The sequence below is a fragment of the Flavobacterium sp. UGB4466 genome (assembly GCF_903469665.1).
In the GTDB taxonomy this organism is placed as follows: Bacteria; Bacteroidota; Bacteroidia; order Flavobacteriales; family Flavobacteriaceae; genus Flavobacterium; species Flavobacterium lipolyticum.
In genome coordinates this window covers 120,576-146,440 of the sequence record NZ_CAGKLC010000001.1, presented here as the reverse complement: position 1 = coordinate 146,440, position 25,865 = coordinate 120,576, and the positions used below count along the sequence as shown (strand labels likewise).

Sequence of the window (25,865 nt, the reverse complement as noted above, 5' to 3'; positions counted from 1 at the left end):
ACCCAAAATAACAACTCCTTTGATGGAACAAAAATTCGTAAAAAAGCAACAGTAAAACCCCAACGGGGTACTCTATTTATAAAACTTCAACAAGACCTATAAAAAAAGCTCCAGAGGAGCGATATCTATTTACAATCTAACACCTATCGCTCCTCTCGAGCTAACAAAAAAAAAGCATCCGCCATAGCGGATGCTTTTTTTTTACAACTAAAAAGATACGTTTAAAATTATCCTTTCAAGCTTGCTGCTAAATACTCACGGTTCATACGTGCGATATTTTCAAGAGAGATTCCTTTAGGACATTCTACCTCACAAGCTCCGGTATTTGTACAGTTACCAAAACCTTCTGCATCCATTTGGTGAACCATATTTAAAACACGGTCAACTGCTTCAACTTTACCTTGCGGTAATAAAGCGTATTGAGATACTTTTGCAGAAACGAACAACATTGCTGATGAGTTTTTACAAGTTGCCACACAAGCTCCACAACCAATACAAGCTGCAGCATCAAAAGATTTATCTGCATCGTCTTTGTTGATTGGAATTGTATTTGCATCAATTGTATTTCCTGAAGTATTTACAGAGATAAATCCTCCCGCATGTTGAATTCTGTCAAAAGAACTTCTATCAACTACTAAATCTTTAATTACAGGGAAAGCTTTTGCTCTAAATGGCTCGATAAAAATCGTATCACCATCTTTGAACATACGCATGTGCAACTGACAAGTAGTAACTCCTCTGTCTGGTCCATGTGCTTCTCCGTTGATAAACAAAGAACACATTCCGCAAATTCCTTCGCGACAATCGTGGTCAAATGCTACCGGTTCGTCTCCTTTATTGATCAATTGTTCGTTAAGAACGTCAAGCATTTCAAGGAAAGACATATCCGGTTCAATTCCGTCAATAGGATATTCAACAATCCCTCCTTTATCTTGGGCGTTTTTCTGACGCCATATTTTTAATGTAAGTTTCATTTTCTATAAGTTTAAAAGTCTTAAAGTCTAAAGTCATAAAGTCAAAAATCGAAAGCTTAATACTTTAAGACTTTGGACTTAGGACTTTGGACTAAACCCTATTTATAACTACGTTGTACTAATTTGATGTTTTCGTAAACCAGAGGTTCTTTGTGTAATACTGCGTCACTTGGTTTTCCTTTGTATTCCCAAGCTGCAACGTATGCAAAGTTCTCATCATCACGAAGTGCTTCACCTTCTTCTGTTTGATACTCTTCACGGAAGTGACCTCCACAAGATTCGTTACGGTGTAAAGCATCTTTTGCGAACAACTCTCCCAATTCTAAGAAATCGGCAACACGAGTCGCTTTTTCTAATTCCTGGTTAAATTCGTTAGCACTTCCAGGTACTTTTACGTCTTTATAAAACTCTTCACGTAAAGCGGCAATTTCTTCGATAGCTTCGGCTAAACCTTTAGCATTACGAGCCATACCCACTTTATCCCACATGATTTTCCCTAATTTCTTATGGAAATAATCTACAGAATGAGTTCCTTTATTATTGATAAATTTCTCGATTTGATCTTTTACTCCTTTTTCTGCTTCTACGAATTCTGGTAAATCTGTAGAGATAGGTCCCATTTTAATATCCGGAGCCAAATAATCCCCGATAGTATAAGGTAATACGAAATAACCATCTGCTAAACCTTGCATTAAGGCAGAAGCTCCAAGTCTGTTTGCTCCGTGATCAGAGAAGTTAGACTCTCCGATTGAGAAACATCCCGGAATGGTAGTCATTAAGTTATAATCAACCCAGGTACCACCCATAGTGTAGTGAACCGCAGGGTAAATCATCATTGGCGTTACATAAGGATCTTCGTCAACAATTTTCAAGTACATCTGGAATAAGTTTCCGTACTTACTTTTTACGATATCCGTTCCTAACTTAGTTACTAAAGCACTGTCATTTTCATTCAATCCTTTTACGTGAGCAGCCTCAGCACCGTAACGTTTAATAGCAGCGGCGAAATCTAAGTAAACCGCTTCTCCTGTTTTGTTCACACCAAAACCGGCATCACATCTTTCTTTTGCAGCACGAGACGCAACGTCACGAGGTACTAAGTTACCAAAAGCAGGATATCTTCTTTCCAAGAAATAATCTCTTTCGTCTTCAGATAAATCAGTTGCTTTTTTCTTTCCTTCACGAATTGCTTTCGCATCTTCTAATTTTGCAGGAACCCAAATACGACCGTCATTACGTAACGATTCAGACATCAAAGTCAATTTTGACTGGTGATCTCCTGAAACCGGAATACAAGTTGGGTGAATTTGTGTGTAACAAGGATTCGCGAAAAACGCTCCTTTTTTATGTATTTTCCAAGCTGCTGTTGCGTTACTTCCCATAGCATTAGTTGAAAGGAAAAATACGTTTCCGTATCCTCCTGAACCTACTACTACCGCATGAGCAGAGTGTCTTTCAATTTCTCCTGTGATAAGGTTACGAGCGATAATACCTCTCGCTTTTCCGTCAACGATTACAATGTCAAGCATTTCGTGACGGTTGTACATTTTTACTTTTCCACGACCAATCTGACGGTTCATTGCAGAATAAGCTCCTAACAATAATTGTTGTCCGGTTTGTCCTTGTGCGTAAAAAGTACGGGAAACCAAAGTTCCTCCAAAAGAACGGTTATCCAATAATCCACCATATTCACGAGCCAATGGCACCCCTTGAGCCACACACTGGTCGATAATATTAGCCGAAACTTCAGCCAAACGGTGAACGTTTGCCTCACGTGCACGGTAGTCACCTCCTTTTACAGTATCATAAAATAATCTGTAAACAGAGTCACCGTCACCTTTATAATTTTTTGCAGCATTGATACCCCCTTGTGCAGCAATAGAGTGCGCACGACGTGGTGAATCCTGAAAACAGAAAGCTTTTACGTTATATCCTAACTCAGCCAAAGTAGCCGCAGCAGAACCTCCAGCCAAACCTGTTCCAACGATAATAATATCTAAATTACGTTTGTTAGCAGGGTTTACTAAATTAATATGATCTTTATAATTTGTCCATTTGTCCGATATTGGACCATTTGGAATTTTTGAATCTAATGCCATTATAATTGATATTAATTATTGAAATGATGAAATAATGCGATGATAACGAAAAGTGCCGGTACTACAACCGCAAATCCATAACCAACTTTACTTAAGAATCGAGAATACTTATTGTGCATCCCAACGGATTGAAGAGATGAACTGAATCCGTGCCAAAGGTGAAATCCTAATAACACAAATGAGATACAATAAATACCTGTGCGGATTGGGTCATGAAACTTATGCACTAGCTCTCCATAATATCTTGTCGCGTCCGGTGCTGTACCTGCAATATATTTGTAAGTAACTTCAGGAAACCAAAAATCATAGAAATGCAATCCTAAGAAAGCCAAAATAACTAAGCCTGAGATAATCATGTTTCTCGAAGTCCATGAAGCATTAGCAGCTCCGTTGTATTTTGCATAAGCAATTGGTCTTGCTGCGCTATTTTGAGCAGTCAATACAAATCCCATTACGAAATGGAAAATTACTCCGATTGCCAAAACAGGTTGCATTACATATTGAATCAGCGGATTGTATCCCATAAAGTGAGAAGCTTCGTTAAAAACATCTTCACTAATAATAGAAATAAAATTTAAGGAAACATGCAGCGCTAAAAACGTGATTAAGAATATTCCCGAAAGGGCCATAGCCACTTTCTTTAAGATGGAAGCATTCAATAGTGCAGATTGTGCCATAAGTGTTAAAGTAGTTTGTTTTAAAAAATTAGACAAAAATAAAGCAATTAGACATGAACTACAACCATTTCGTTGTTATTTATAATGATTTTAAAGAGCTTTCGGTGATATTATTGCAAATTATTTAAAAACAATAAAATAGAAATTTTTCGCAAGTGATTTTAACGAATTCCTAGTTTTTATATAATTACCAAATTGTTATTTTTCACCCCTTTTTGCTCTGTTTTCCTCAAAAGTAAAGCGAGCCCGAATTTTATTGAATGAAAACAAGGGAATTTTAAGAGCATAATTTTACCTTTATCGGCTTCAAAAAAAATGACAATGAAAACAGGAATTGACGCTATTTCTTTTGATGTAGCCAACATACATTTACCTATAAAAACTTTGGCGACTGCCAGAAATATCGAACCCGAAAAATTAGAAAAAGGCCTTGGACTAATTCAAATGACTTTACCTGATGTTCATCAGGATCCAGTAGTTTTTGGAGCAAATGCTTTAACGAAACTTATTCTCGATCACAACATCAACCTAAACGAAATTAGCAGGATCTATGTTGGAACTGAAAGTGGTATCGACAGCTCTAAACCGATCAGTTCGTTCTTAATTAGTTTGATAGAGCAAAAATTTGGCGAAGATACTTTGGCGGAATGTGATGTAGTCGATTTTACTTTTGCCTGTATCGGTGGTGTCGACGCTTTGCAAAATTGTATTGACTTTGTAAAATTGAATCCAGCCAAAAAAGCAATTGTCGTAACAACCGATTTTGCCAAATACGATTTAAACTCCACCGGAGAATATACTCAGGGTGCCGGAGCAGTTGCAATGTTAGTGACTTCTAACCCCAGAATTATCGCTTTTGACGAAAATTGGGCAACCAGCACAAAAGGAGTTTTTGACTTCTTTAAACCGTACCGAAGCATTTCAAAAGAAGCAATTACACAAAATACCAACAACGATCTTTGGTTTGATAATTTAGAAGCCGAAATAGAAATCCATAAAGACCAACCAGTTTTCGACGGTCAGTATTCCAACCAATGTTATATGGATCGTACCCGCAATGCTTATTTCTCCTTCAAGAAACTAAAAAATACTACGGAAACTTTATACACTACCTGGAACAGCATCATCATGCACCTTCCCTATTCGTTTCAAGGACGACGCATGTTATCTGAAATTTACACTTTAGACAGTGCCGAAAAGATCATTTCAGAAAACATTGAACCGGCAGATTATCAGGCTAAAATTAAGGAAGTCGCAAAATCTGAAGAATATAGAAATTTTGTAACCGAGAAATTACAACCTGCTGAATTGGCTTCGTCTTTAATTGGTAATCTTTATACAGGATCTATTTTCATGGGATTGTTATCGACTTTGGCTCATTATTATGATACCAATAAAGAAATCGCCGGAACCCAATTTGGATTCTTAGCTTACGGAAGTGGCTCGAAATCGAAAGTTTTTGAAGGTACAATTCAGCCGGAATGGAAAGCTGCACTGGCAAACGTGAAGCTTTTTGAAAATTTAAAGGAAAGTAAAGAAATTGATTTCAACACTTACGAAAGCCTTCACAAAAAAGAACAAAAACAAAGCGTCAGAACTCCAAAAAACGAATGGATTCTAGACCGAATTGAAAAAGAGATCCCTGTTTTGATTGGGGCGAGATATTATAAGTGGGTTGATTAAGAAATTCTAATAAATAGAAAACCGAGGCAAATTGCTTCGGTTTTTTTTTAAAACTTAACTTTTAGATGTAACCGCAAAGAGCGCTAAGATTTACGCAATGTTCGCTAAGTTTTGTGCGACCTATAAACACAAAGCTTTGCGAACATTGCGTTTTTAAGACATTAAATAGACAAAATCTTTGCGCTCTTTGCGGTTAAACAACAAATCAATCCTTCTTATGTTGTTCCGTATAGTTTTGATTTCCTTTAAGAGCTTCGTCATGCACATTCATTCCGTGTGACATTCCGAGCATGAAAGCAGTTAGTATTACTATTAATTTTCTTTTTATCCAATGAAGTGGTCGCTTAGATTGCTCTAAACGTGTTTTATTATTTTGTTTATACATTTTGAAAATGATAAATGATTAGACATTATTTTACCATCGTATGCGTTGAAGCGCATCAAAACTTAAGAGAGAATCCCTTTAAGCTATGTATAAACTTGTTTTAAAATTTGCAGAGTTAACGGTTTCATTTACAAAAACAGACTGCTTTATAAACGAACTTACTTTTTGAAAAAGAAATAGTTGAAGATTTAGAGCTCCCCTGATTTGAAGACTAAAAACATCTCTTAAATCGAGATACTTTAAAACAACCGAAAACAGCGTCCTTACCCGTGAAGCAGATGGAATAAATTTATATAAACGAGAATTAGAAAAATCTAACTCAGCTCTCAGAATTACAAACGAAGATTGATAATAATCTGCCGATTTTGAGGGAGAAACTAAAACACCATCATTCACAATCACGACAAAAGCCAGAAAGAGCGAAAGCAGGTATTTTGTATAGTTTTTCAATTTTAATTTGATTTATTATAATTTCATTTTCATAATGGGCATAAACCTGTCTTTTATCGAAGTTTCGAATGCTCCGATTTTTACAAACCCCATTTTTAAGTAGAAACCTTCAGCATTTGGTTCTGAATCGAGTTGAATGGTTTGAATTCCAGCCTCTTTCATTCGGTTTAAAAAATCAAGAAACAGGTATTTTCCAAAACCTTTTCCTATATATTCAGGCAAGATAAATAAATTATCCATTTTTACATTCTTTTCATCTTCAAAAAGATAAGAATAATAACCAATTATTACCTTATCCTTTACCAATTTGAATACATCATGTTCTCTTATATAATCTGGAGAAATAGTAAGATTCACCTCCCACTTTTGAATTTGTTCTGCTGAATATCCCCAATAAGCTTTTGACTTTTTGGTTATTTGTGTTAGAATTTCGCTATCGGTTGTATTTGCTTTTTCTATCCTCATTTTCACACAAGATGAAAGCGAAGATATGAATTAAAACAGAAGTTCTAATCTACCTGAAAACTCTTTCCCAATTGCCTTATACTCCATTTGTTTCTGGATTTTCTTTTCTATAAAGAAGCAAACCTAATCCTAAAACAAAAACCAAACAACTCAAAAGCATCAAAACGCCATTTTTCAAAGCAAAAAATGAAAATCCCACAGCAGCCGAACCAACAATTACCATCAAAGATTTTACGGTTTCCGTTTTTATAAAAGTAAATGCATGAATCGCCAAACCAACAAAAAGCAAAGAGGGCCCAACAATCACAAAAGGATAAAGAATAGATGGTGTATCACTAATCTGCTTGCTCAATGCCTCTCTGGCGAGATCGTTATTCCCGAAACTCCACATCATAAAATCAATCGTGCAAAGGCCAATGTGGGCAATAACACCAAAAGTGGTTAATACTGATGCAATCAAATTTAGCTTGCATTTCGGAAACACATCATTAAATGACAACAACAAACAGGCTCCAACTAAATTAAACCAATGCGCAAAATCGATTGGTTTTTGAAAGTTTGGCAGAATCTTAGAAAAGAAGAGATAACTGATCAAAAAAAATAGCAATCCAAGCAGGCAAATGTGTTTTGTTTTCATAATTTATTTTTAAAATTGATGAAGCAAAACTATTTTTTAAAATCCGCTCAAACCCCATTTTTATTGGCTTTGGTACAAAACGTACTGTTTTAGGTACGAAATTACAAAGTCAAAAGACTTGCTTTATAATTTTTGGATACCGGAAGTTCTATTTGAGTAAGAAGGATCGTATTTGAATTCCTCCAGGATTTAAAATGCAATGGATTTATTAAATGCGAACGATGAATTTGAAGCAAAAAATCAAAATCTTCCTGTACTTTTTTGAGTGAAGACCGAATCAATTTTGTCCGAAGCTGATTGTTTTCCAAATAAAAGATCTCGACATAATTTTGTGCATTCGAAACACAAACCAAATCTGCTTTTTTAATTTTTAAAACATCTAATTTGTTTTCTCCTTTAACAATCAAAAAATCCTCTTTTATCGGAATCAGTTTAAGCAAATAACGTCTTGCCAAAACAATTACAGGAGTTAAAATCAGGGTGACTTTGATAAAAATAATCGAGAAAAATGCTGTAAAATCATATCCTCCGTTTAAAATAGGGCTTTTATAATAGGTGTAAGTTCCAAAAAGATAAATCAAATAAAAGAAAACTATACTTGCGATTTCTAAACTAACATTCCATTTGGATATCTTCTTGTAAATACTCTTTTGAATAAATCCGACAATTGAATAACATAAAAATGCCAAAACACTAAAGCCTAAACTAATTAAAAGCCATGACTTAAAATTGATCGTTCCGTCGTCAAATGGTCTAATGATGAAAGCAAAAACAAATAGCCAAACACTAATTAGTGCACCAACTATCAAATGATGTTTTATGGACGTATTTAATTGCTGCATTTTTTCTTTAGGCAAATTATTAATTTACAATATTAAACTTTTACCCAACTTCCATCAAGTAAAAATCACTCCGAATCAAAAACTTTATTTTGTAAGTATTTATTTAAAAATAATTTATATTTTTATCAAAGTGGTATCCGAAAAACTTATAGAGTAGGAAAATCAAAAAACAAAAAACCATTTATGAAAAATTTCGAAAAATTAACAAAAGAAGAATTAAAATCAATTAATGCCGGTGGTACCAGTACTATAGAATGTGTACCATATCCGATGTGTAACGGCGAAGAAATCTATCCTTCTATCGGACAAAACAGATGTGGTTGGATTTTATACAAAACGGCAGTAGGCAGTATCTGTATGGAATACTCACATTAATGACAACATAATTACCCATTTATTAAAACTGCTGCCTACAAAACAGCAGTTTTTTTTATGTTGAATCTTCCCATCGCTGCAAAGTTTACTTATAAATCGTAAACTTATTATGACTTAAAGCAAACCCAAGATTCTCGTAAATGGCAACATTCTCTACACGTCTTTTATTGGTGGTCACTTCAATACTTTTTAAATTATGCTGTTCTGCAAAATTTAAAACCTCATTTATTAATAACCTGCCAACCCCTTGCCCGCGATGTTTCTGGTGAATAAAGAACTCCTGGATTTCACCTACCAATCCGCAATGATGCAAAAGATTTTGGGTATGAAAACTAATAAAACCTAACCCTTCTGTTTCGTTTTCGGCAATTAGATAGAGATTCTTTTTATTTGAAATGTTTTCATCAAATATCTGGCTAAACACTTCAAAATCTAAAATTTCATTTTCAAGCTCTTTTATCGCTTGGTAAACAAAATCTAAATCCTGTTTTTCAACTTTTCTGATTTTAATATTTGATTCCATAGTCTTCTATAAATTACCATAAACCACAATATACTCAGCATAAACTAATTTATCGTTTAACCAATTTATTGTTTCCAATAAAAAAGCATTCTCCTTTTCATTTTCATTTTCTATAAGTTTTATTTTTTCAACAATCAAGCTGATCGTTTTATGGTCAAAAAAATTATGACCCGTTTTATCAAATTCATCTTCAATTACATCATTCCACGGATTTCGCAAGGGAAAAACAGATTGAAACTCTTTCAAAAAAAGATCAAAATCTTCTGTTGGAATAAAAGCATCATTTCGCTTAACAGTTTTATAGAATTCACCTTTTCCATTTTCGGGCCATAAAACAAAGCCTATTTTAGAATCTGTTGCTTTTCCTGTTGTTATGATAATTGTTTTTTGATTAATTCTTTCGACTGTTTTTACAACATCGTAATTACATAACTCATAATTCTCTTTTGCAACATCATAATCACACTCTGTTTTTATGCTGATTGTCTTGATATTATCATTATGAAATTCCTGCTCACACAATTCAATGTCATCATTATTTTTTTTAAGAAGTCTAATAGCCTGGCTTAATGGAATTGAAATTTTATTTCTTAGTGTTCTTAGCTTTTCATTGTCCATAATATAAATCTAATCTCTTGAATTCTTTTCTCCAGTTTTATAATTAGCTAATATCACTCAATTTTAAAATCTTATTATCTAAAAATTCAAAAACAGATTTCCCCTTCAAGTTTAATTCTTCTCCCGCTTTCATTCCGTTAGGAAAATCCATCGCCAAAACAGCATGGTAATCAATTTCAATCTCTGTTTTAGACTCAAAATGATTCAATACAGTAATTACTTGTGATCTGGTGGAAAAGTAGGCTTTTGCATTTTCGGCTTGTTCTTTAAATTCATTTAGTCCGTTTAAAGTCATATTTACTTCACCGTTCTGAATGTTTTCAAAAACAATATCCCGACTAAAGTCAGCTGTCATTTTATCAATATCGAATTGATTGTAACCTTCAACGTAATTCTTAATTATTCTCTCTCTATCAATCATAATCTGTTTTATTTTATATTTAAAGCCTGATTAAAGAAATTAGTTTAATCCAAGACGCCCGAATTTAACTTTATATTTTTGAACATAGTTATCCCATTTCGATTTATTTTCTTCATTATTATAAAGAGATGCCGCATAATCAACAACTTCGACACTAAAGTGATTCCCAAAAATAGCGTCAAGATGCTGTATTCCGGAATCAATTACACTTTTTAAAATAGATAATTTATCCTTTCCGTTTTCTTTGCAAATCTTGTCGAGCCACAATCCTTTACCAATTTTCACATATGCTTCAAGTAAACTATCAGTGATAAATTCAGCAGGAACATCATTAATATTCGGTTCGTGTTTGCCTTTTTTAAAAGTCGTTATAATTAACTCTTCCGAATAAAAACGCCCCGGAATCAGTGAAACCAATGTTCCGCTCTCAGCCGCTTTCCAACAAAGTTCTTCGGTTATAAATTGATCGAGAATTACCTGAAGTGCAAAACCATCCTTACCGACTAATTTCTCGCAAATTTCAGACGTAATAAAATCTTCCTCCACAAACGGTAACGCATGATGGGTGATATTTAATGCCATCTCGCACAATGCTGCTGTTTTAAACTCGAGCGGAACTATTTTTAAATCTCTGTAATTGGACAAAACTCTCTTTTGCCAGTATTCCTGATTTTTTGGCAACGGATTACTTTCTTTTAAAACTAACTCACCCTCCTCCAACTCTCTTTTGAGTTCTTCAAAAGTGGTTATTAGAGAATTATTAAGGTGTTTTCGCAATTCGGCTGAAATAACTTCTTCGTCACTGTCCTCATCATATTCCGATTCATTTTCAGGATCCATGTCGTCTGTTTTATCATTATAGTAGAACAAATTGTTATTACGGCTTGAGAATGTGGTATAATGATCTTCGACTATAAAAACCGGAGCTTCAATACAGCCCGAACATTTAAAATTACCGTGATTATAGGAAGTCATTACTACTTCTTTCGCAGTAACGTTGCCTTCAATTTCGACATACGAACCTCCCAACAACATGCTTTGACAACTCACATTTCCTTTAATAAAAACATAAGGTCCGTAATCGCCTTCGGCATTTATAATCGTTCCGTTTACAGAAAGATTTCCATTTATTAGGACTCCTTCAATTCTAAGATCTTCCATTTCTTTTAAGGGAAGATTTAATACTCCGGCAAGCCATTTTTTCTCTTTATTCTCATAAAGATCGAAATAAAAATTGGCCTCAAAATTTACACTTTCGAATGCAATCAAAAAGAAATCCTCCTCTTCCCATTCCTCAAAATAATCGAAACCTTCCCGATCGATTAAAAATGGATATTGCGATTTGACTTCTTTGATTGTTATTAATTTGAAACCTGAGTGATGCATTTTATGTTTTATTGGGCTGTTACTTGTACATAGATTATACAATATTACGCAATATTGTCCTTTCGACGAAGTAGATCACAGTCGGGATTCGACAAAGATTGGCGAATTACTGTGTAGATTTTCTAATGTGATTTACTTCGTCTGTTCGCTCTCGCTCGAGTCTCCTGCGTCGAGATGACAAGATTAGTGGTTAATACTTACGGTAAAAAGAAAAAATCTGCAGAATCTGCGAAATCTGCGTGAAACAAAACCGCCAATCTTTGTCGAGTTACTAGTGTGATTCTTCGTTCCTCAGAATGACAAGATTGTGGTTAAGACCAACTGTAAAAAAGAAAAAATCTGCAGAATCTGCGAAATCTGCGTGAAACAAAACCGCCAATCTTTGTCGAGTTACTAGTGTGATTCTTCGTTCCTCAGAATGACAAGATTGTGGTTACTTTGCGGTGATCCTTCGACTTCGCTCAGGAAGACAAGATTGTGGTTAAGACCAACTGTAAAAAAGAAAAAATCTGCAGAATCTGCGAAATCTGCGTGAAACAAAACCGCCAATCTTTGTCGAGTTACTAGTGTGATTCTTCGTTCCTCAGAATGACAAGATTGTGGTTACTTTGCGACTTTGCGAGAAAAAACTAGCGTGCTTTGCGTAAACCTTAACGCCCTTCGCGGTGATCCTTTGACTTCGCTCAGGAAAACACAAAACAAATAATAAAACTTTAAGAAATCAATTTCATGCTGTTTGCTGAAAAAACGTAATTTTGAAATTCGAAGTTCAAAAACCGAATTATCATGAAATATCACCAAATAAACAGCGCTCTTTTTGTAAAAAACCGCAAAAAATTCACGGCAGAAATGAAACCTAATTCAGTTGCCGTTTTTAATTCTAATGACATTTACCCGGTTAGTGCCGACAGTACTTTGCCGTTTGCACAACACCGAGATATTTTTTATCTGAGTGGTGTAGATCAGGAAGAAAGTATTTTGCTTTTGTTTCCGGATGCACCTTATGAGCATCAAAAAGAAATTCTTTTCCTAAAAGAAACCAGCGAACATATCGCCATTTGGGAAGGTGAAAAACTGACTAAAGAACGTGCTTTTCAGGTTTCAGGAATCAGAACAGTGTATTGGTTACAGGATTTTCATAAGATTTTGAACGAAATGATGACGTATGCCGATACGATGTACATCAACACCAACGAACATTACCGCGCTACAGTGGAGACAGAAACCCGTGAAGCCCGATTCGTAAAATGGTGGAAAGAACATTATCCGGCACACAATGTAGCCAAAAGCAACCCGATTTTACAACGTCTTCGTTCTGTAAAAGAAAGCGAAGAACTTGATTTGATTCAGCAGGCTTGTGATATTACCGAAAAAGGTTTCCGTAGATTATTATCATTTGTAAAACCAAATGTTACCGAATACGAAATTGAAGCGGAATTGATTCACGAATTTATTCGTAACCGCTCTAAAGGTTTTGCTTATACTCCAATTATTGCTTCGGGAAATAATGCGAATGTTTTACATTATATCGAAAACAACCAACAATGTAAAGAAGGGGATTTAATTTTACTGGATGTTGCTGCCGAATACGCCAACTACTCAAGCGATTTATCCCGTACAATTCCAGTTTCGGGAAGGTATAACGAAAGACAAAAAGCAGTTTACAATGCTGTTTTAAGAGTAAAAAACGAAGCTACAAAAATGTTGACTCCGGGAACACTTTGGAAACAATACCATGTAGAAGTAGGGAAAGTGATGACCTCTGAATTATTAGGTTTAGGTTTGATCGACAAAGCCGATGTTCAGAACGAAAATCCGGAATGGCCCGCCTACAAAAAATATTTTATGCACGGAACGTCTCACCACATGGGTCTGGACACGCACGATTACGGATTACTTCACGAACCAATGAAAGCCAATATGGTTTTTACCGTTGAACCGGGAATCTACATTCCGGCAGAAGGATTCGGAATTCGTTTAGAAGACAACGTAGTGATTCAGGAAAAAGGAGAGCCTTTTAACCTGATGCGTAACATTCCTATTGAAGCTGACGAGATCGAGAGTTTGATGAATGAATAGATAAGAAAAAAGCCCTTAATAAAAATATTAAGGGCTTTTTCAATTTTATATATCAATTACTCTCCGATTTTTGCGATTTGCACATCCAACTGGAATTTTCCGGCAGCTTCGCTTTCATCAATCAACTCAAAAAGCTCTAAAGCTCTTCTTGCGTTTTTCTCTTCTTCTCTCTGCTCAGCAACATACCACATCATAAAATCTTCTGTAGCATAGTCATTTTCAGCTCTACATTTTGCAATTACTTTATTCACTGCTTGTGTAACTGCAATTTCATTCTGCAAAGCAATTTCAAATACTTCTCTCAAAGAAGCAAATTCCTGCTGCACTTCCGGAACAGACGGCGTAACGGCAATCCCTCCCATATCTGTAATATATTTGAAAACTTTTAGGAAATGCTCTCTCTCTTCCTCGGCTTGTTTGTACAAATAAGATGCTGTATTAGCATAACCATTTCTATCTAACCATGCTGCCATAGCTAAATATTTGTTAGAAGCGTCACTTTCTAATTTTGCTTGTAAGTTTAATATATTTTCTACACTTTCAACTAATGAAGTACGTGTTCTTAATAAATCTTTCATATCCTCTAATTTTTATATGTGTAAAATTACAAAAATTAAAGAAGGCACCTCTAACTGCTCGAAAATTTGGATTTGATCTAAGTAAGAATCTAAATAAGCTCTACGTTTACAATATTACAAAGCATAGAATGTAAAGTGAGGGTAAATTTAGTTCCGTTTAATAAATCTCTTAACTGCACTATTTCACAGATAGTAAGATTTCTGGAAAAATTTCTTTTGGTGGTTTCAATCAATTGTGCGTCTGACCGATCAGATAAGTCATAAAGCATATTAAGAATGTCAACGCTATTGACCTTTCTTTGAAAAATCAAAAAATCATGAATTTTGTAACTTGACACTGTATCAACAAAATTGATGATTATACTATTAGTCAAATCACATTGATAACTATATCCTTTTTCGGTTTCAAATAATACTTTGGTGGTCAAATCACTAACTAACGCCATTCTGATAAAATATAATAACGTTGCAAAAATATAGAATTTAAAGCAATAAAAAACATAATTAAGACTAATTTAAAATAACAAAATCATTTAATGCTCTTAAAAACAGCGGTAACTGACTAAAGAATGTAACATTCTACAGCATTATTAGTCTAATTTTAAAAACAAATAAATTAAGAAATTATGCAAGCACACGAAATAGATTATCAGATTTTTGGGGAAGAAATGCAATATGTTGAAATAGAACTGGACCCGCAGGAAATTGTAATTGCCGAAGCTGGCAGTTTCATGATGATGGAAAACAACATCCAGATGGAAACGATATTTGGAGACGGTTCTCAACAACAAGGATCAGGTTTGTTTGACAAACTTTTAAGCGCAGGAAAAAGAGTTCTTACCGGCGAAAGTTTATTTATGACAGCATTTTTAAACCAAGGCAATAGCAAAAGCAAAGTTTCATTTGCGTCGCCCTATCCTGGAAAAATCCTTCCAATTGATTTAACAGAATTTCAAGGCAAATTTATCTGCCAAAAAAGCTCGTTTTTATGTGCTGCTAAAGGTGTTTCTGTCGGAATAGAATTTTCTCAGAAACTTGGACGTGGTTTATTTGGCGGTGAAGGCTTTATTATGCAGAAAATCGAAGGAGATGGAATGGCATTTGTACATTCGGGCGGAACAATGGCTAAAAAAGTATTGGGACCAGGCGAAGTCCTAAAAGTAGATACGGGATGCATCATTGGTTTTACTAAAGATGTAGCTTATGATATTGAATTTATTGGCGGAATTAAGAATTCTATTTTTGGTGGCGAAGGATTATTTTATGCCACTTTAAAAGGTCCCGGAACAGTTTATATACAATCGTTGCCTTTCTCGAGACTGGCTGACCGCATTATTGCATCGGCACCAAAATCTGGCGGAAACAGCCGTGACGAAGGAAGCCTGCTAGGCGGATTAGGAAATCTTTTAGATGGTGATAACCGATTTTAATTTGTAATGGCTTTCAGAAATGGAAGCCATTTTTAATTCGTTCACAAACCATATTTTGCTATAAATAAATTTATTCCAGTTTTAAAGATTTCCCAATTAAATCAAGACATCTCGATATTTTACTTCAGCTTTCTTAACTTTGTGCCTGACAACAAAAAAAGTTCATTTTGAAAACGCTTTTATACAAAAATACCAAAATATCATACTCAGATTCGGGAACTGGAAATGCAATTGTATTCCTTCACGGCTTTCTGGAAAACAAAAAAATGTGGAAAGACTATGTTGATTTTTTCTCTGAAAAATATCGTGTCATTATAATCGACTTATTAGGACACGGCGAATCGGATTCTTTGGGATATGTGCATACGATGGAAGACAATGCCAATGCCGTTCAGGAAGTGCTGAATCATTTAAAGATTGAAAAAGCTACTGTTGTAGGGCATTCAATGGGAGGTTATGTTGGTTTGGCTTTCGCCGAATTGTTTCCAAAAAACATTCAGAAACTGGTTTTACTCAACTCTACTTCAAAGGAGGATAGCCCAGAGAGAAAACTTAACCGAACACGAGCTATCAAAGCAGTCAAACAGAATTACGCAACCTTTGTGAGTCTGGCTATTGGTAATTTGTTCAGTGAGAACAACCGAATCCGATTAACCGACGAAATCGAAAAAGTAAAAACGCAGGCACTCCAAACACCTTTACAGGGAATTATTGCTTCACTTGAAGGAATGAAAGTCAGAAAAGACAGGGAAACACTTTTGCAACAAAACCTTTTTCCCGTTTTATTAATTTTAGGAAAAAAAGATCCTGTTCTGGATTACGAAGATTCCCGTACTCAGATAGATGATACTACAGCAGAACTCATTTCTTTCGAAGACGGACATATGAGTCATATCGAAAACAAAGAGGAATTAAAAACCGTTTTGTCTCAATTTTTCTCTTAGATCACGGCCTTCAACATAAAAAAAGACCGTTTCGAAAAATTATCGAAACAGCCTTTTCTTCTTTTTGTTGGGGGCAAAAATTTATACTTTTTTTAAAAATTTCTTTTTAAAAATTTCGGCAAAGTTATTCCTTTTATGCACTAATCCTAAGCCCTTGAATCACTTTTATTTATAGTTTATACTTTGATGGTTTATTGGGTGAAATTTGTAGACAAATTCATCAAAAAGAAATACACTCCTTAAAAATTATAACATTTTACTTCATAAAATTCATTTAAAAAAAGTCCATTTTAAATATAATTTCAGAAATGAAATCACTTTTTCATCAGGAAAACATCAAAGTTGATATTCTGAATAAAAACGATTAATCCATTTTCTCTTCAAAAGGAATTGCCCGGTCAAAAATCTCTTTTAACAGTAATACGATTTCCTCTAAATACTTACTCAAAATTTCTTTTGAAACTGTAGTAGTACTCTCTTTATCCTCTTTGAATGTGAAAGGCAAAAAACCTGATTTAAGATTTTTAAAAGAAATTATACCCGCTTCGATGGGGATTTCTTTCGCTTTGGTTTCAAACATAAAGGCATAAGCCAAAACCTGAATAATTTTATCATTTTTAAGCTCCTGAGTCAATCCGTTCCATGATTTCAGGATAACATTTGTCTTTTCAACTTTTCCTGTCTTATAATCAATAATTCGGATTTTCCCGTTGCGTAATTCAATACGATCCACATTACCTCTAATTAAAACAGGAAACGGCAAATCCGTATGATTTAATTCACGTTCAAAAGTTTCCTCCAAAGCTATGATCTGAACCGCATCTCCATTTTTAAGAGATTCTAATTCCATTTTCAAAAAATTAGAGACATTTCGCTTCGCTACTTCAAAGGCCAAAAGATTACGTCCTTTTTTTATCTCACCTTCTTTATAAACCAATTTAAACTGATTTAAAACTTCAGCATCCAATAATTTGAAACAATTTTCGAGATCTGTTTCCGAGATGAACTTACCTATAAAGGGCTCATAAAGTGTCTTTAACGTTTCGTGAATGATAGTTCCAAGAGTATTCAGCGCGATATTCTCCTCAACCTCTTCCACTTCCCTAATTCGAAGTATTTTTTGAAAATAAAAATCTATCGGATTTCGGATGTAACTCGTCAAAGCCGAAGGAGAAAAACCGGCAAGTGCAATTTCTTTTAAACGATCCATCACAGCATCGGATTTAGGAACCACCATAGGCTGATAAGCCGTTGTGGGCAAAACAGGATTATAGATATCAAACGTTAAGTTGTGTTTCTTTTGTTTCTCTACCTCCAATTGTGTGATAAAACGACTACGTTCTCCGGCATCCAATCCATCATTTTCAGTATTATAAATCAAATAGATATTTTGGGCTCTTTGCAGTAAATGGTAAAAGTGATAGGTATAAATGGCATCCTTCTCTTTAAAGGTAGGCAATCCCAGTTCGTTTTTGACATCATAGGGAATAAATGAATTCTGAGATTTTCCAGCCGGGAACTTTCCTTCATTCATCGATGTCACAATTACAGTATCAAAATCAAGTACACGACTTTCCAGAACCCCCATAATTTGCAGTCCACGTAAAGGCTCTCCTTCAAACGAAACTTCAGCCACATCAATAATCTGTTTATAGATCGCATGCAAAGTATCTATATTATCAATGTGATTGTGTTTTGTGTAATAATTAATTAGCTTATTAATTACTTTAAAGACAGCATAAACAAAAGCTTTGGCAATTTTTTCCTCCTCATTATCATTGCTGAAATTTCCTTTTATCAAAAGTAAAAGAGCCGAAACATTTTCAAGAACAGCAATCGATCCATTCTCCCACTTTTGAAAAAGCAGATCAAACAATGGCGTTGGACTCAAATTGAGTTCTAAAACCCGATTATGCGTAATAAAAGTGTAATTATTCTCCTTGATAATCCGAACCAAGTTATTGGCATTGGCATAAGGTTCAACCAATGGATGTGTAAGAATATCAAGTATATCTTTATAATAAAAGACATAACTTTCTCCTTTACGCGAAAGCGCATTGGTATGCATTCTAAACAATTTCGCGATTAATATCTGCGATGGGTTGTTCTTTCCCGAATAACCCATTGTAATATTCAAACTTCCAACCGAAGAAGGCAGGGAATATAAAACCGGCATCAGTAGATTCTCCTCACCCAGCACAATAGCCACTTTATCTAAAGCAGTAGTTGGGTTTTCTGTGATCATATTCTCGATAATACTACCCGCTAGTTTTGCCTGACCAATTGTTTTAGGCGTCCCAATGATCTGAATGTTTTTAGACTGTGAAAAATCATCTACAATCCATTCAAACGGATGAGCCTTATAATGTTTCCAATTTTCTTTAAAACGTCTCACAAAAAGTCCCGCATCATGATAAGGATCATTTAAGAAAGTCTGATCAACATCCCAATAAATCCTAGCCTGATCTAAGGCCAAAAGATGCTGAACAATTTTTTCTTCAGCTGCGTTCAAAGCATTAAATCCTGCAAAAATGAAACTACGATTTGAAACGGTATTCGAAAAGTGATTGAGATTGTTTACGGCTTCCCGATAAATCAATCCCTGGTATCCAATTGATTTATTCAGTAAGTGATTGTATAGCGAATCATAATACAACGGAAGAAGTTTCCAAAAATCAATATAATTCTCTAAAAGTTTGGTTTTGTTCTCGACTTCAATCCCCCATTTTTTGATGTCTTCAATATCACTTAAATACGACAAGACATGCGAAGGATCTAACAGATAGCGATCGATTTCATTAAAATCCTGCAGAAGTGTTTTTGCCCAATTGGCAAATAATTCAAAAGACTGTTGATGTTGTTTCTCTGTTACGGAAAGATACACATCATAGAATTCAAACAAAAGCTCAATTGAATCAACTGATCGGATCGAGGCTACGTCCTGCACAAAATCTTCAATACTAATAATTTCAGGCGAAAGTATTGTTTTCTTCGTCTCATTTTTCAGGGCCTCGATTAAAAAAACTTTTGCTCTTTTATTAGGCAGAATAATAGTTGTTTCAGCAAGTTTATCTGAATATTCCTGAATTATAACGGTCGCTATTTTCCCGAGAAAAGAAGTATTTATCATTTGATAAAAATAAAAAAAGCCATTCAATTAAGAATGGCTTTTAGTATTTATTTAGACAGTAAATTAGATTTTACCTTGGTATTTAGAACCAATGTGTTTAATTTCTGTTCTTCTGTTTTGTGCTTTACCTGCAGCAGTTTTGTTGCTTGCAACTGGTTGAGAAGATCCGAATCCTTTAGACTCTAAGTTCTCAGCATTTACACCTCTTTCGATTAATGCATTTTTCACAGCGTCAGCTCTTTCTTGAGAAAGTTTGTCGTTGATTTTTGCAGAACCTGTACTATCTGTGTGTCCTTCGATAGAGAATTTCGCGTTTGGATAGTTTTTAAGGATTTCTTTAATTGCATCTAATCTAGCTGGAGTTTCTTTGTCACCAGTTTTGAAAGTAGCTTTTCCTGAGTTAAAGTAAACCGCTCTAGCTTGAACTTTAAGATCTTCTAAAGCTTCAGTAGTTACTTCAGGACAACCTCTGTTAGAAGCAGGACCGTAAACTGTAGGACAATCGTCATCTTTATCAGCTACACCGTCTTTGTCAGCGTCTAAGAAAGGACAACCACCATTTTCTCTAGGACCAGCAACTGTAGGACATTTGTCATCTTTGTCAGCGATACCATCACCGTCAGTATCAGGACAACCTTTTAAAGCAGCTAAACCAGCAACATCTGGACAAGCGTCATCTTTGTCAGCAATTCCGTCTCCGTCAGTATCAGGACATCCGTTTAATGCAGCTAAACCAAATACATCTGGACAAGCGTCAGAAGCGTCAACGATTCCGTCTCCATCAGTATCAGGACATCCGTTGAATTGTTTTAAACCAGCAACATCTGGACAAGCATCATCTTTATCGTAGATTCCGTCTCCGTCAGTATCTTTACCTCCGAATTTGAAAACTAGACCTGCAGTGTGTTGAAAGTGAGATGGAGCATCTGGAACACCAGCTTTGTCTGTTCTATCACCACTAACTGACCATTTGTATCTTGTAGCAAGCTCAAGACCAATAGCATCAGTAAACCAGAAAGTAACACCAGCACCTGGGTTAACAGTTCCGTAGCTGCTATCTCCGAAGAAAGTATAACCTCCACCAACAGATAACGAAGGATCGATTACTTTAGATTTGATTAATTCCTGGAAGCTATATTTAATAGTAGCATCAATTCCGTAATACATCAAGTCACCAGGATTAGTTACTACGTTACCTCTACTATCATGCCCTACAGCAGATGGACTGAAAGTAACATACTTATCAATCTTGTTCACAGATCCTTGTAAACCAACAGAGAAACCGCTACCTACATATCTATTTACACCAATGTAAGATAGAGAAGGAAGAATATTCCAGTTGTCTTTTACAGCGAATGGCTGAGAAAAATGTTGATCGAAGAAACCACTTCCTGACCCAGAACTTGTTCTAGTATCAACGGCATTAACTCCAAAAGAGATAGCCCATGGATTGTTGCTGTCTTGTGCGTGAGAACTTAAACCCATCACCATCATCACAGCAACTAAAAGTTTGTTAAGATGTTTCATACTTAATTTTTTTTAATTACAATTTAGTTAATTACAAGCAAAAGTAACACCAAAATTTTTAAATACAAAATGAAATGTTAAAAAAAACCTACAAAAATTCGACCAAAGTGGGAATTATATAACTTTTAACATTTGTCCGACAACTGTAAAAGCGTCTATAGCCCTGTCTAAGTGCTCTTTTGTATGCGCGGCCGATAATTGCACTCTAATCCTCGCTTTTTCTTTAGGTACTACAGGGAAGAAGAATCCGATTACATAAATGCCTTGTTTCAATAATTCATTTGCCATAGTCTGCGACAATTTCGCATCATATAACATGACCGGAACGATAGCCGAATCTCCATCAATGATATCAAAACCGGCTTTTTTCATTCCTGCTTTAAAGTAATTGGTATTCCATTCTAATTTATCTCTTAAAGTAGTATCCTTTTCTAACAATTCAAATACCTTAATAGAAGCCCCAACAATAGCCGGTGCTAGTGAGTTTGAGAATAAATACGGTCTTGAACGCTGACGCAATAACTCAATAATTTCTTTTTTGGCAGTAGTATAACCTCCCATTGCCCCACCTAAAGCTTTACCAAGGGTTCCGGTAATAATATCAACTCTTCCCATAACTCCTTTTGCTTCGAGAGTTCCTTTTCCGGTTGCTCCGATAAATCCTGCAGCATGGCACTCGTCTACCATCACCATAGCATCGTACTTATCTGCCAGGTCACAAATTTTATCAAGGGGTGCTACAAGGCCGTCCATTGAGAAAACTCCATCAGTAACAATTAATTTGAAACGCGCACCAGCTTCATTTGCTTTAATTAATTGCTGCTCCAAATCTTCCATATTACTGTTCTCATAACGGTAACGCGCTGCTTTACACAAACGAACTCCGTCAATAATAGACGCATGATTCAGACTGTCTGAAATAATAGCATCATTTTCTCCTAACAAAGGTTCGAAAACACCACCATTGGCATCAAAAGCCGCGGCATAAAGAATAGTATCTTCTGTCCCATAAAAATCTGCAATCTTCTTCTCTAAAGTTTTATGAATATCCTGTGTTCCGCAAATAAAACGTACTGATGACATCCCAAAACCATGTGAATCCATTGCGTCTTTTGCCGCTTGTACCACTTCAGGATGTGATGAAAGTCCTAAATAATTGTTGGCACAAAAATTTAAAACTTTTTCTCCTGTGGAAATCGTTATCTCAGCATCTTGTGCTGAAGTTATAATGCGTTCTTTTTTGAAAATTCCGTTTTCTTCAATTGTTTGCAACTCATTTTGCAAATGTTCTTTTATTTTACCGTACATTTCTATTTATTTAAAACGTTAAAAATTAACAACTTAAGACAAAAACACCTAGTCAAACCTTTAACATCTGATTAATTTTTTCACAAATTTACTACATCGATTTCTGATCCGATGTATACCAACGCTTTTTTTAACACTTTATAACCTAAATCCTCTATAGCCTCCTCATACTCCTGAATTTGTCTTGTATATTTTGAATTGATCACTCCTGTTTTATAATCCAACAAATAAGCTTCTTTATTTGAAGTAAGAACAATACGATCGGGTTTTAAAATCCTGCCTTCTTTCTGAACAATTGTCTGTTCGTTCAAAATAGTTGCATTTCCATCGAAACAAATACTCAGCTCCGGATGATTCACAATTTCCTGAAGTGTCTTTGAAACCATATCGACCTGATCGTTTGTAATAAGTCCATTTTCAATTCCTTTTGTAATTGCCAGATCCACATCCGACCGATCTTTAACAAAAGCCAGAATTTCGTGAACTATATTACCATAAGCGATTGCCTCCTGCTGATGCGTTCCCCACATTAAAGCCTCTCGTTGTGCAATCTTGATGTTTTTCGGATTTAAAACTTCCGAAACAACAGGAATCGTCTTCACCAAATCAACTGATTTTACAGCATTCGAAAGCCTACTCTTATTGCCAAACTCATACTCTGATCGTTCAGCATCATAAACCCCTTTATGCATTAAATACCGAATAAAAAAAGAAGCCATATTATTAGGCAATTCACCATCTTTCCTTTCTTTCATCCCTTGCGATATCACATACAATTGCTCTTCAGCACGTGTTAAAGCAACATACAAAACATTTATATTATCCAGCAGTTCTTCCTGTTTCTTCAAGTTAAAAACTGCCGAAGCACTCTCACCGAAACCTTCAACCGCACTACTATTATCGATCAAAGCTTTTGGAACATCTAAATTTACATCTTCGGTGTCGAGCCATAATTTATCCTTTGGCTTTCGATTGTAGTCTTCTTCCGCAAAAGGCATAATGACAACCGGAAATTCCAATCCTTTTGATTTATGAATCGTCATGATCCGAACAGCATTGTTTCCTTCAGGAGACGGAATGCTAAATTTCTCCGCATTTTTATCCCAATAAGTTAAAAAATCAGCTATACCAGCCTGATTTCTCATGTCCCGCTCTAAAACAATATCCAAAAAGAACTGAACATAGGCATTTCCTTCATTAGGAAGAATAAATTTTGCAATTATAATTTCAACCGCCTCATACAAGGATTTTTTACGAACATCTTCGAAAGAAAGTGAGACATCAAAAGTTAAAAGCCATTTTTCAAAATCACCTTCCTTTTTTTGAGACATCCCTAAAGCAATAAAGTCATGAATTGGCAGCTGAACTTCTTTATTGGATCCCAAAAAATGAAGAAAATTTGCTTTCGACTCCAGATCAGCACTGTTGTTTAAATATTTCAGCAAGTAAACAATCAAACGCACCTCTGTTGCATTTTGAATCATTAGGGTTTCAGATGATAAAAGCGGAATATTCTGCTCCGTTAAATAGTTCGCAATAGCAATTCCCTGATCTCTTTTTCGGGTTAAGATTACAATATCCTTGTATTCAAAACCTTCCCGAACCACTTTTTGAATGGTATTTAAAGTCGCCAAAACATACAGATCCGATTTCTCGACCACTTCTTCTTCGTCTGCATAATCTGACTTCTCGATTAGAGGAAGAAAAGCAATATTAACATAGCCTCCCTTCTTTGAATTTATGTTCTGAAAACTATGATTTTCATACAAATCTTTGTAATCTTCATTGGTAAACTCTGCCGAAATTAATTTAAAAAAATCGTTATTGAATTCAATTACCTCACTATAACTGCGGTAATTTGTATCTAAATGCTTAACCTCTTTTTTATGGTTAAAAAAAGCATTTTCTTCTTTTCCTAATTCTATAAACTGTTCTGCTTTTCCCCCTCTCCATCGGTAAATAGATTGTTTCGGATCTCCCACTATCATCAGCGTCCCTTTGTTTCCAAAATCATCTTCTCCGGAAAGGGAATTATGAATCAGCGGAATCAGATTCTGCCACTGCATCTCGGAGGTATCCTGAAATTCATCGATAAAAAAATGGCGGTATTTCTCTCCCAAACGCTCATAAATAAACGGTGCAGGCTGATTCTGAATTTCACGGTGAATAATGGCGTTGAATTCAGAAATAGACAGTACATTTTGCTCTGATTGAATTTTAGCCAATTCATTACTAACCGTATTCAACAGCGACAATGGCGTAATATTTTTCAGAAAGGCTTTATAGAAATCTCTTTTTTCGAAATTCTTATAGATTTTCACCAGAATATGAAGCAGTTCAGGGATTACATTTTCAATTAACGCACGGTCTTTTGCGGTTTTATTGATTGCTATATCATCAAATTCGTGAAAAGTTTTATTTCGGGGATTAAATTTCCCGTCGCGAATACTTTCTAAATGGTTTGGAAAAGTACCGCGAGAGAATGACTTCAAATCGATTCCGTTTTTATCGATTAAAGCTAATGCCTCAATCGCAAAATTTTCATTTTCAGATTCGAGTTCTTTACACAAAGCGAGCATTTTTTTCTTGATCTCAATAAACTCTTCAATAGATTTATCCTGAAAATGAGAAATTTCATTCCGATTGTTTTCATTCAGAACGAGCCTACCCGTTTCTAAGATTTCCCGGGAAACATCCCAACTTTTATCATCGTCGGTTTTTTCCATCGTAAAATCAACCAACAGCTTAGTCAATGTTTCGTCCTGACCGGCTTGTGCAATTATAGCATCAACCGCCTCAACTAATAAATTCTCTGTATCCAAAGTGACTTCAAAAGTCATTGGCAGATTAAGATCATGTGCAAAAGCGCGAATTACTTTATGTGTAAATTTATCAATGGTAGAAATATCAAAAGCAGCATAATTATGAATTAAGTGCTTGATAATATTTTGAGATTTTGTCTTAATCTTAATAATCGAAAGTCCTGTATCCCGAGACAAATCCTCCATCAAATCAACTGCTTTTACAGAAGGCTCTTCTTTTGCAAACTCAGACAAACTCCCAACAATACGGCTTTTCATTTCATGAACTGCTTTGTTGGTGAATGTAATGGCCAGAATGTTGCGATAAGCATCGTTCCTTGGTGAAGAAAGAATAATTTTAAGATACTCTTTTACCAAAGTATAGGTCTTTCCGGAGCCTGCAGATGCATCATAGATAGAGAAAGACGGACTTTGCATAAGTTTGGTTTTTCGTAAGGTAAAAATAACACATTAATTTTAAACAGGCTCTAAATCCCAATAATGTAAAATTCCAAATTCCAACAGGATGTACT

Annotated in this window: 22 protein-coding genes; 5 read left to right on the top strand and 17 right to left on the bottom strand. The window is 35.2% G+C overall.

What is annotated here, in order from left to right:
• Window positions 1–227 precede the first annotated feature (227 nt).
• The 3 genes from JO950_RS00615 to JO950_RS00605 form a co-directional block, all read right to left on the bottom strand.
• On the bottom strand, window positions 228–974 hold the full coding sequence (locus JO950_RS00615; RefSeq protein WP_017497710.1) for a succinate dehydrogenase/fumarate reductase iron-sulfur subunit: 747 nt from the start codon (window positions 972–974) through the stop codon (window positions 228–230).
• 98 nt (window positions 975–1,072) lie between these two features.
• Window positions 1,073–3,073, bottom strand: coding sequence for a fumarate reductase/succinate dehydrogenase flavoprotein subunit (locus JO950_RS00610; protein WP_017497709.1), 2,001 nt, complete (start codon window positions 3,071–3,073; stop codon window positions 1,073–1,075).
• 11 nt (window positions 3,074–3,084) lie between these two features.
• Complete coding sequence (locus JO950_RS00605; RefSeq protein WP_017497708.1) at window positions 3,085–3,750, bottom strand: succinate dehydrogenase cytochrome b subunit; 666 nt, start codon at window positions 3,748–3,750, stop codon at window positions 3,085–3,087.
• A gap of 321 nt (window positions 3,751–4,071) precedes the next feature.
• Between JO950_RS00605 and JO950_RS00600 the strand changes: the two genes are divergently transcribed.
• Complete coding sequence (locus JO950_RS00600; RefSeq protein ID WP_202700588.1) at window positions 4,072–5,433, top strand: hydroxymethylglutaryl-CoA synthase family protein; 1,362 nt, start codon at window positions 4,072–4,074, stop codon at window positions 5,431–5,433.
• A gap of 463 nt (window positions 5,434–5,896) precedes the next feature.
• Here the strand turns inward: JO950_RS00600 and JO950_RS00595 are convergent, their stop codons facing one another.
• From JO950_RS00595 to JO950_RS00580, 4 genes are all read right to left on the bottom strand, one after another.
• A complete protein-coding gene (locus tag JO950_RS00595; RefSeq protein ID WP_202700587.1) occupies window positions 5,897–6,268 on the bottom strand; it encodes a hypothetical protein in 372 nt (123 codons plus the stop codon).
• Window positions 6,269–6,283: 15 nt separating this feature from the next.
• Window positions 6,284–6,733 carry a GNAT family N-acetyltransferase gene (locus JO950_RS00590; RefSeq protein ID WP_202700586.1) on the bottom strand — a complete coding sequence of 150 codons (450 nt, stop codon included), beginning with the start codon at window positions 6,731–6,733 and terminating at the stop codon, window positions 6,284–6,286.
• A gap of 76 nt (window positions 6,734–6,809) precedes the next feature.
• The gene (locus JO950_RS00585; RefSeq protein ID WP_202700585.1) at window positions 6,810–7,370 is read right to left on the bottom strand and encodes a hypothetical protein; all 561 of its coding nucleotides are present in this window, start codon (window positions 7,368–7,370) and stop codon (window positions 6,810–6,812) included.
• Window positions 7,371–7,471: 101 nt separating this feature from the next.
• Entirely contained in the window at window positions 7,472–8,212 is a 741-nt protein-coding gene (locus JO950_RS00580) for a LytTR family DNA-binding domain-containing protein (RefSeq protein ID WP_202700584.1), read from the bottom strand.
• A 183-nt stretch (window positions 8,213–8,395) separates the two neighbouring features.
• On the opposite strand from JO950_RS00580, the gene JO950_RS00575 reads away from it, so the two are divergent.
• On the top strand, window positions 8,396–8,587 hold the full coding sequence (locus JO950_RS00575) for a hypothetical protein (RefSeq protein ID WP_202700583.1): 192 nt from the start codon (window positions 8,396–8,398) through the stop codon (window positions 8,585–8,587).
• Window positions 8,588–8,672: 85 nt separating this feature from the next.
• On the opposite strand, the gene JO950_RS00570 is transcribed toward JO950_RS00575, so the two are convergent.
• The 4 genes from JO950_RS00570 to JO950_RS00555 are packed head-to-tail and all read right to left on the bottom strand — an operon-like array spanning window position 8,673 to window position 11,535.
• The gene (locus tag JO950_RS00570) at window positions 8,673–9,110 is read right to left on the bottom strand and encodes a GNAT family N-acetyltransferase (RefSeq protein WP_202700582.1); all 438 of its coding nucleotides are present in this window, start codon (window positions 9,108–9,110) and stop codon (window positions 8,673–8,675) included.
• A 6-nt stretch (window positions 9,111–9,116) separates the two neighbouring features.
• Window positions 9,117–9,728, bottom strand: a complete 612-nt coding sequence (locus JO950_RS00565) for a hypothetical protein (protein ID WP_202700581.1) — start codon at window positions 9,726–9,728, stop codon at window positions 9,117–9,119.
• A gap of 43 nt (window positions 9,729–9,771) precedes the next feature.
• Window positions 9,772–10,149 (bottom strand): nuclear transport factor 2 family protein, encoded by a 378-nt coding sequence (locus JO950_RS00560; RefSeq protein WP_202700580.1) that lies wholly within the window; start codon window positions 10,147–10,149, stop codon window positions 9,772–9,774.
• 39 nt (window positions 10,150–10,188) lie between these two features.
• On the bottom strand, window positions 10,189–11,535 hold the full coding sequence (locus JO950_RS00555) for a polymer-forming cytoskeletal protein (RefSeq protein WP_202700579.1): 1,347 nt from the start codon (window positions 11,533–11,535) through the stop codon (window positions 10,189–10,191).
• A 786-nt stretch (window positions 11,536–12,321) separates the two neighbouring features.
• Here JO950_RS00555 and JO950_RS00550 point away from each other — a divergent pair.
• The gene (locus tag JO950_RS00550; protein ID WP_089077432.1) at window positions 12,322–13,614 is read left to right on the top strand and encodes an aminopeptidase P family protein; all 1,293 of its coding nucleotides are present in this window, start codon (window positions 12,322–12,324) and stop codon (window positions 13,612–13,614) included.
• Between the two features lie 56 nt (window positions 13,615–13,670).
• Here JO950_RS00550 and JO950_RS00545 read toward each other — a convergent pair whose 3' ends face one another.
• Together JO950_RS00545 and JO950_RS00540 are read right to left on the bottom strand one after the other, a co-directional pair.
• On the bottom strand, window positions 13,671–14,192 hold the full coding sequence (locus JO950_RS00545; protein WP_202700578.1) for a ferritin: 522 nt from the start codon (window positions 14,190–14,192) through the stop codon (window positions 13,671–13,673).
• An 89-nt stretch (window positions 14,193–14,281) separates the two neighbouring features.
• On the bottom strand, window positions 14,282–14,638 hold the full coding sequence (locus JO950_RS00540; RefSeq protein ID WP_017497689.1) for a hypothetical protein: 357 nt from the start codon (window positions 14,636–14,638) through the stop codon (window positions 14,282–14,284).
• Window positions 14,639–14,818: 180 nt separating this feature from the next.
• On the opposite strand from JO950_RS00540, the gene JO950_RS00535 reads away from it, so the two are divergent.
• Window positions 14,819–15,622, top strand: a complete 804-nt coding sequence (locus JO950_RS00535) for a TIGR00266 family protein (RefSeq protein ID WP_202700577.1) — start codon at window positions 14,819–14,821, stop codon at window positions 15,620–15,622.
• 167 nt (window positions 15,623–15,789) lie between these two features.
• A complete protein-coding gene (locus JO950_RS00530) occupies window positions 15,790–16,566 on the top strand; it encodes an alpha/beta fold hydrolase (RefSeq protein ID WP_202700576.1) in 777 nt (258 codons plus the stop codon).
• A 364-nt stretch (window positions 16,567–16,930) separates the two neighbouring features.
• Here JO950_RS00530 and JO950_RS00525 read toward each other — a convergent pair whose 3' ends face one another.
• The 4 genes from JO950_RS00525 to JO950_RS00510 all read right to left on the bottom strand — a co-directional run bounded on the left by JO950_RS00525 (window position 16,931) and on the right by JO950_RS00510 (window position 25,770).
• Window positions 16,931–19,696 carry a PD-(D/E)XK nuclease family protein gene (locus JO950_RS00525; RefSeq protein ID WP_202700575.1) on the bottom strand — a complete coding sequence of 922 codons (2,766 nt, stop codon included), beginning with the start codon at window positions 19,694–19,696 and terminating at the stop codon, window positions 16,931–16,933.
• Window positions 19,697–19,759: 63 nt separating this feature from the next.
• Window positions 19,760–21,223, bottom strand: coding sequence for an OmpA family protein (locus JO950_RS00520; RefSeq protein WP_202700574.1), 1,464 nt, complete (start codon window positions 21,221–21,223; stop codon window positions 19,760–19,762).
• 114 nt (window positions 21,224–21,337) lie between these two features.
• On the bottom strand, window positions 21,338–22,531 hold the full coding sequence (gene kbl / locus JO950_RS00515; protein ID WP_202700573.1) for a glycine C-acetyltransferase: 1,194 nt from the start codon (window positions 22,529–22,531) through the stop codon (window positions 21,338–21,340).
• An 80-nt stretch (window positions 22,532–22,611) separates the two neighbouring features.
• Window positions 22,612–25,770 (bottom strand): exodeoxyribonuclease V subunit beta, encoded by a 3,159-nt coding sequence (locus JO950_RS00510; protein WP_202700572.1) that lies wholly within the window; start codon window positions 25,768–25,770, stop codon window positions 22,612–22,614.
• Window positions 25,771–25,865 lie beyond the last annotated feature (95 nt).

Bases quoted from the DNA above. Each gene is read 5' to 3' on its own strand.
- JO950_RS00535 (WP_202700577.1), top strand. From the start codon at position 14,819: ATGCAAGCACACGAAATAGATTATCAGATTTTTGGGGAAGAAATGCAA.
- JO950_RS00510 (WP_202700572.1), bottom strand. From the start codon at position 25,770: ATGCAAAGTCCGTCTTTCTCTATCTATGATGCATCTGCAGGCTCCGGA.
- JO950_RS00615 (WP_017497710.1), bottom strand. From the start codon at position 974: ATGAAACTTACATTAAAAATATGGCGTCAGAAAAACGCCCAAGATAAA.
- kbl (WP_202700573.1), bottom strand. From the start codon at position 22,531: ATGTACGGTAAAATAAAAGAACATTTGCAAAATGAGTTGCAAACAATT.
- JO950_RS00605 (WP_017497708.1), bottom strand. From the start codon at position 3,750: ATGGCACAATCTGCACTATTGAATGCTTCCATCTTAAAGAAAGTGGCT.
- JO950_RS00590 (WP_202700586.1), bottom strand. From the start codon at position 6,733: ATGAGGATAGAAAAAGCAAATACAACCGATAGCGAAATTCTAACACAA.
- JO950_RS00585 (WP_202700585.1), bottom strand. From the start codon at position 7,370: ATGAAAACAAAACACATTTGCCTGCTTGGATTGCTATTTTTTTTGATC.
- JO950_RS00565 (WP_202700581.1), bottom strand. From the start codon at position 9,728: ATGGACAATGAAAAGCTAAGAACACTAAGAAATAAAATTTCAATTCCA.
- JO950_RS00610 (WP_017497709.1), bottom strand. From the start codon at position 3,073: ATGGCATTAGATTCAAAAATTCCAAATGGTCCAATATCGGACAAATGG.
- JO950_RS00525 (WP_202700575.1), bottom strand. From the start codon at position 19,696: ATGATAAATACTTCTTTTCTCGGGAAAATAGCGACCGTTATAATTCAG.
- JO950_RS00545 (WP_202700578.1), bottom strand. From the start codon at position 14,192: ATGAAAGATTTATTAAGAACACGTACTTCATTAGTTGAAAGTGTAGAA.
- JO950_RS00540 (WP_017497689.1), bottom strand. From the start codon at position 14,638: ATGGCGTTAGTTAGTGATTTGACCACCAAAGTATTATTTGAAACCGAA.
- JO950_RS00570 (WP_202700582.1), bottom strand. From the start codon at position 9,110: ATGGAATCAAATATTAAAATCAGAAAAGTTGAAAAACAGGATTTAGAT.
- JO950_RS00550 (WP_089077432.1), top strand. From the start codon at position 12,322: ATGAAATATCACCAAATAAACAGCGCTCTTTTTGTAAAAAACCGCAAA.
- JO950_RS00580 (WP_202700584.1), bottom strand. From the start codon at position 8,212: ATGCAGCAATTAAATACGTCCATAAAACATCATTTGATAGTTGGTGCA.
- JO950_RS00575 (WP_202700583.1), top strand. From the start codon at position 8,396: ATGAAAAATTTCGAAAAATTAACAAAAGAAGAATTAAAATCAATTAAT.
- JO950_RS00560 (WP_202700580.1), bottom strand. From the start codon at position 10,149: ATGATTGATAGAGAGAGAATAATTAAGAATTACGTTGAAGGTTACAAT.
- JO950_RS00555 (WP_202700579.1), bottom strand. From the start codon at position 11,535: ATGCATCACTCAGGTTTCAAATTAATAACAATCAAAGAAGTCAAATCG.
- JO950_RS00520 (WP_202700574.1), bottom strand. From the start codon at position 21,223: ATGAAACATCTTAACAAACTTTTAGTTGCTGTGATGATGGTGATGGGT.
- JO950_RS00600 (WP_202700588.1), top strand. From the start codon at position 4,072: ATGAAAACAGGAATTGACGCTATTTCTTTTGATGTAGCCAACATACAT.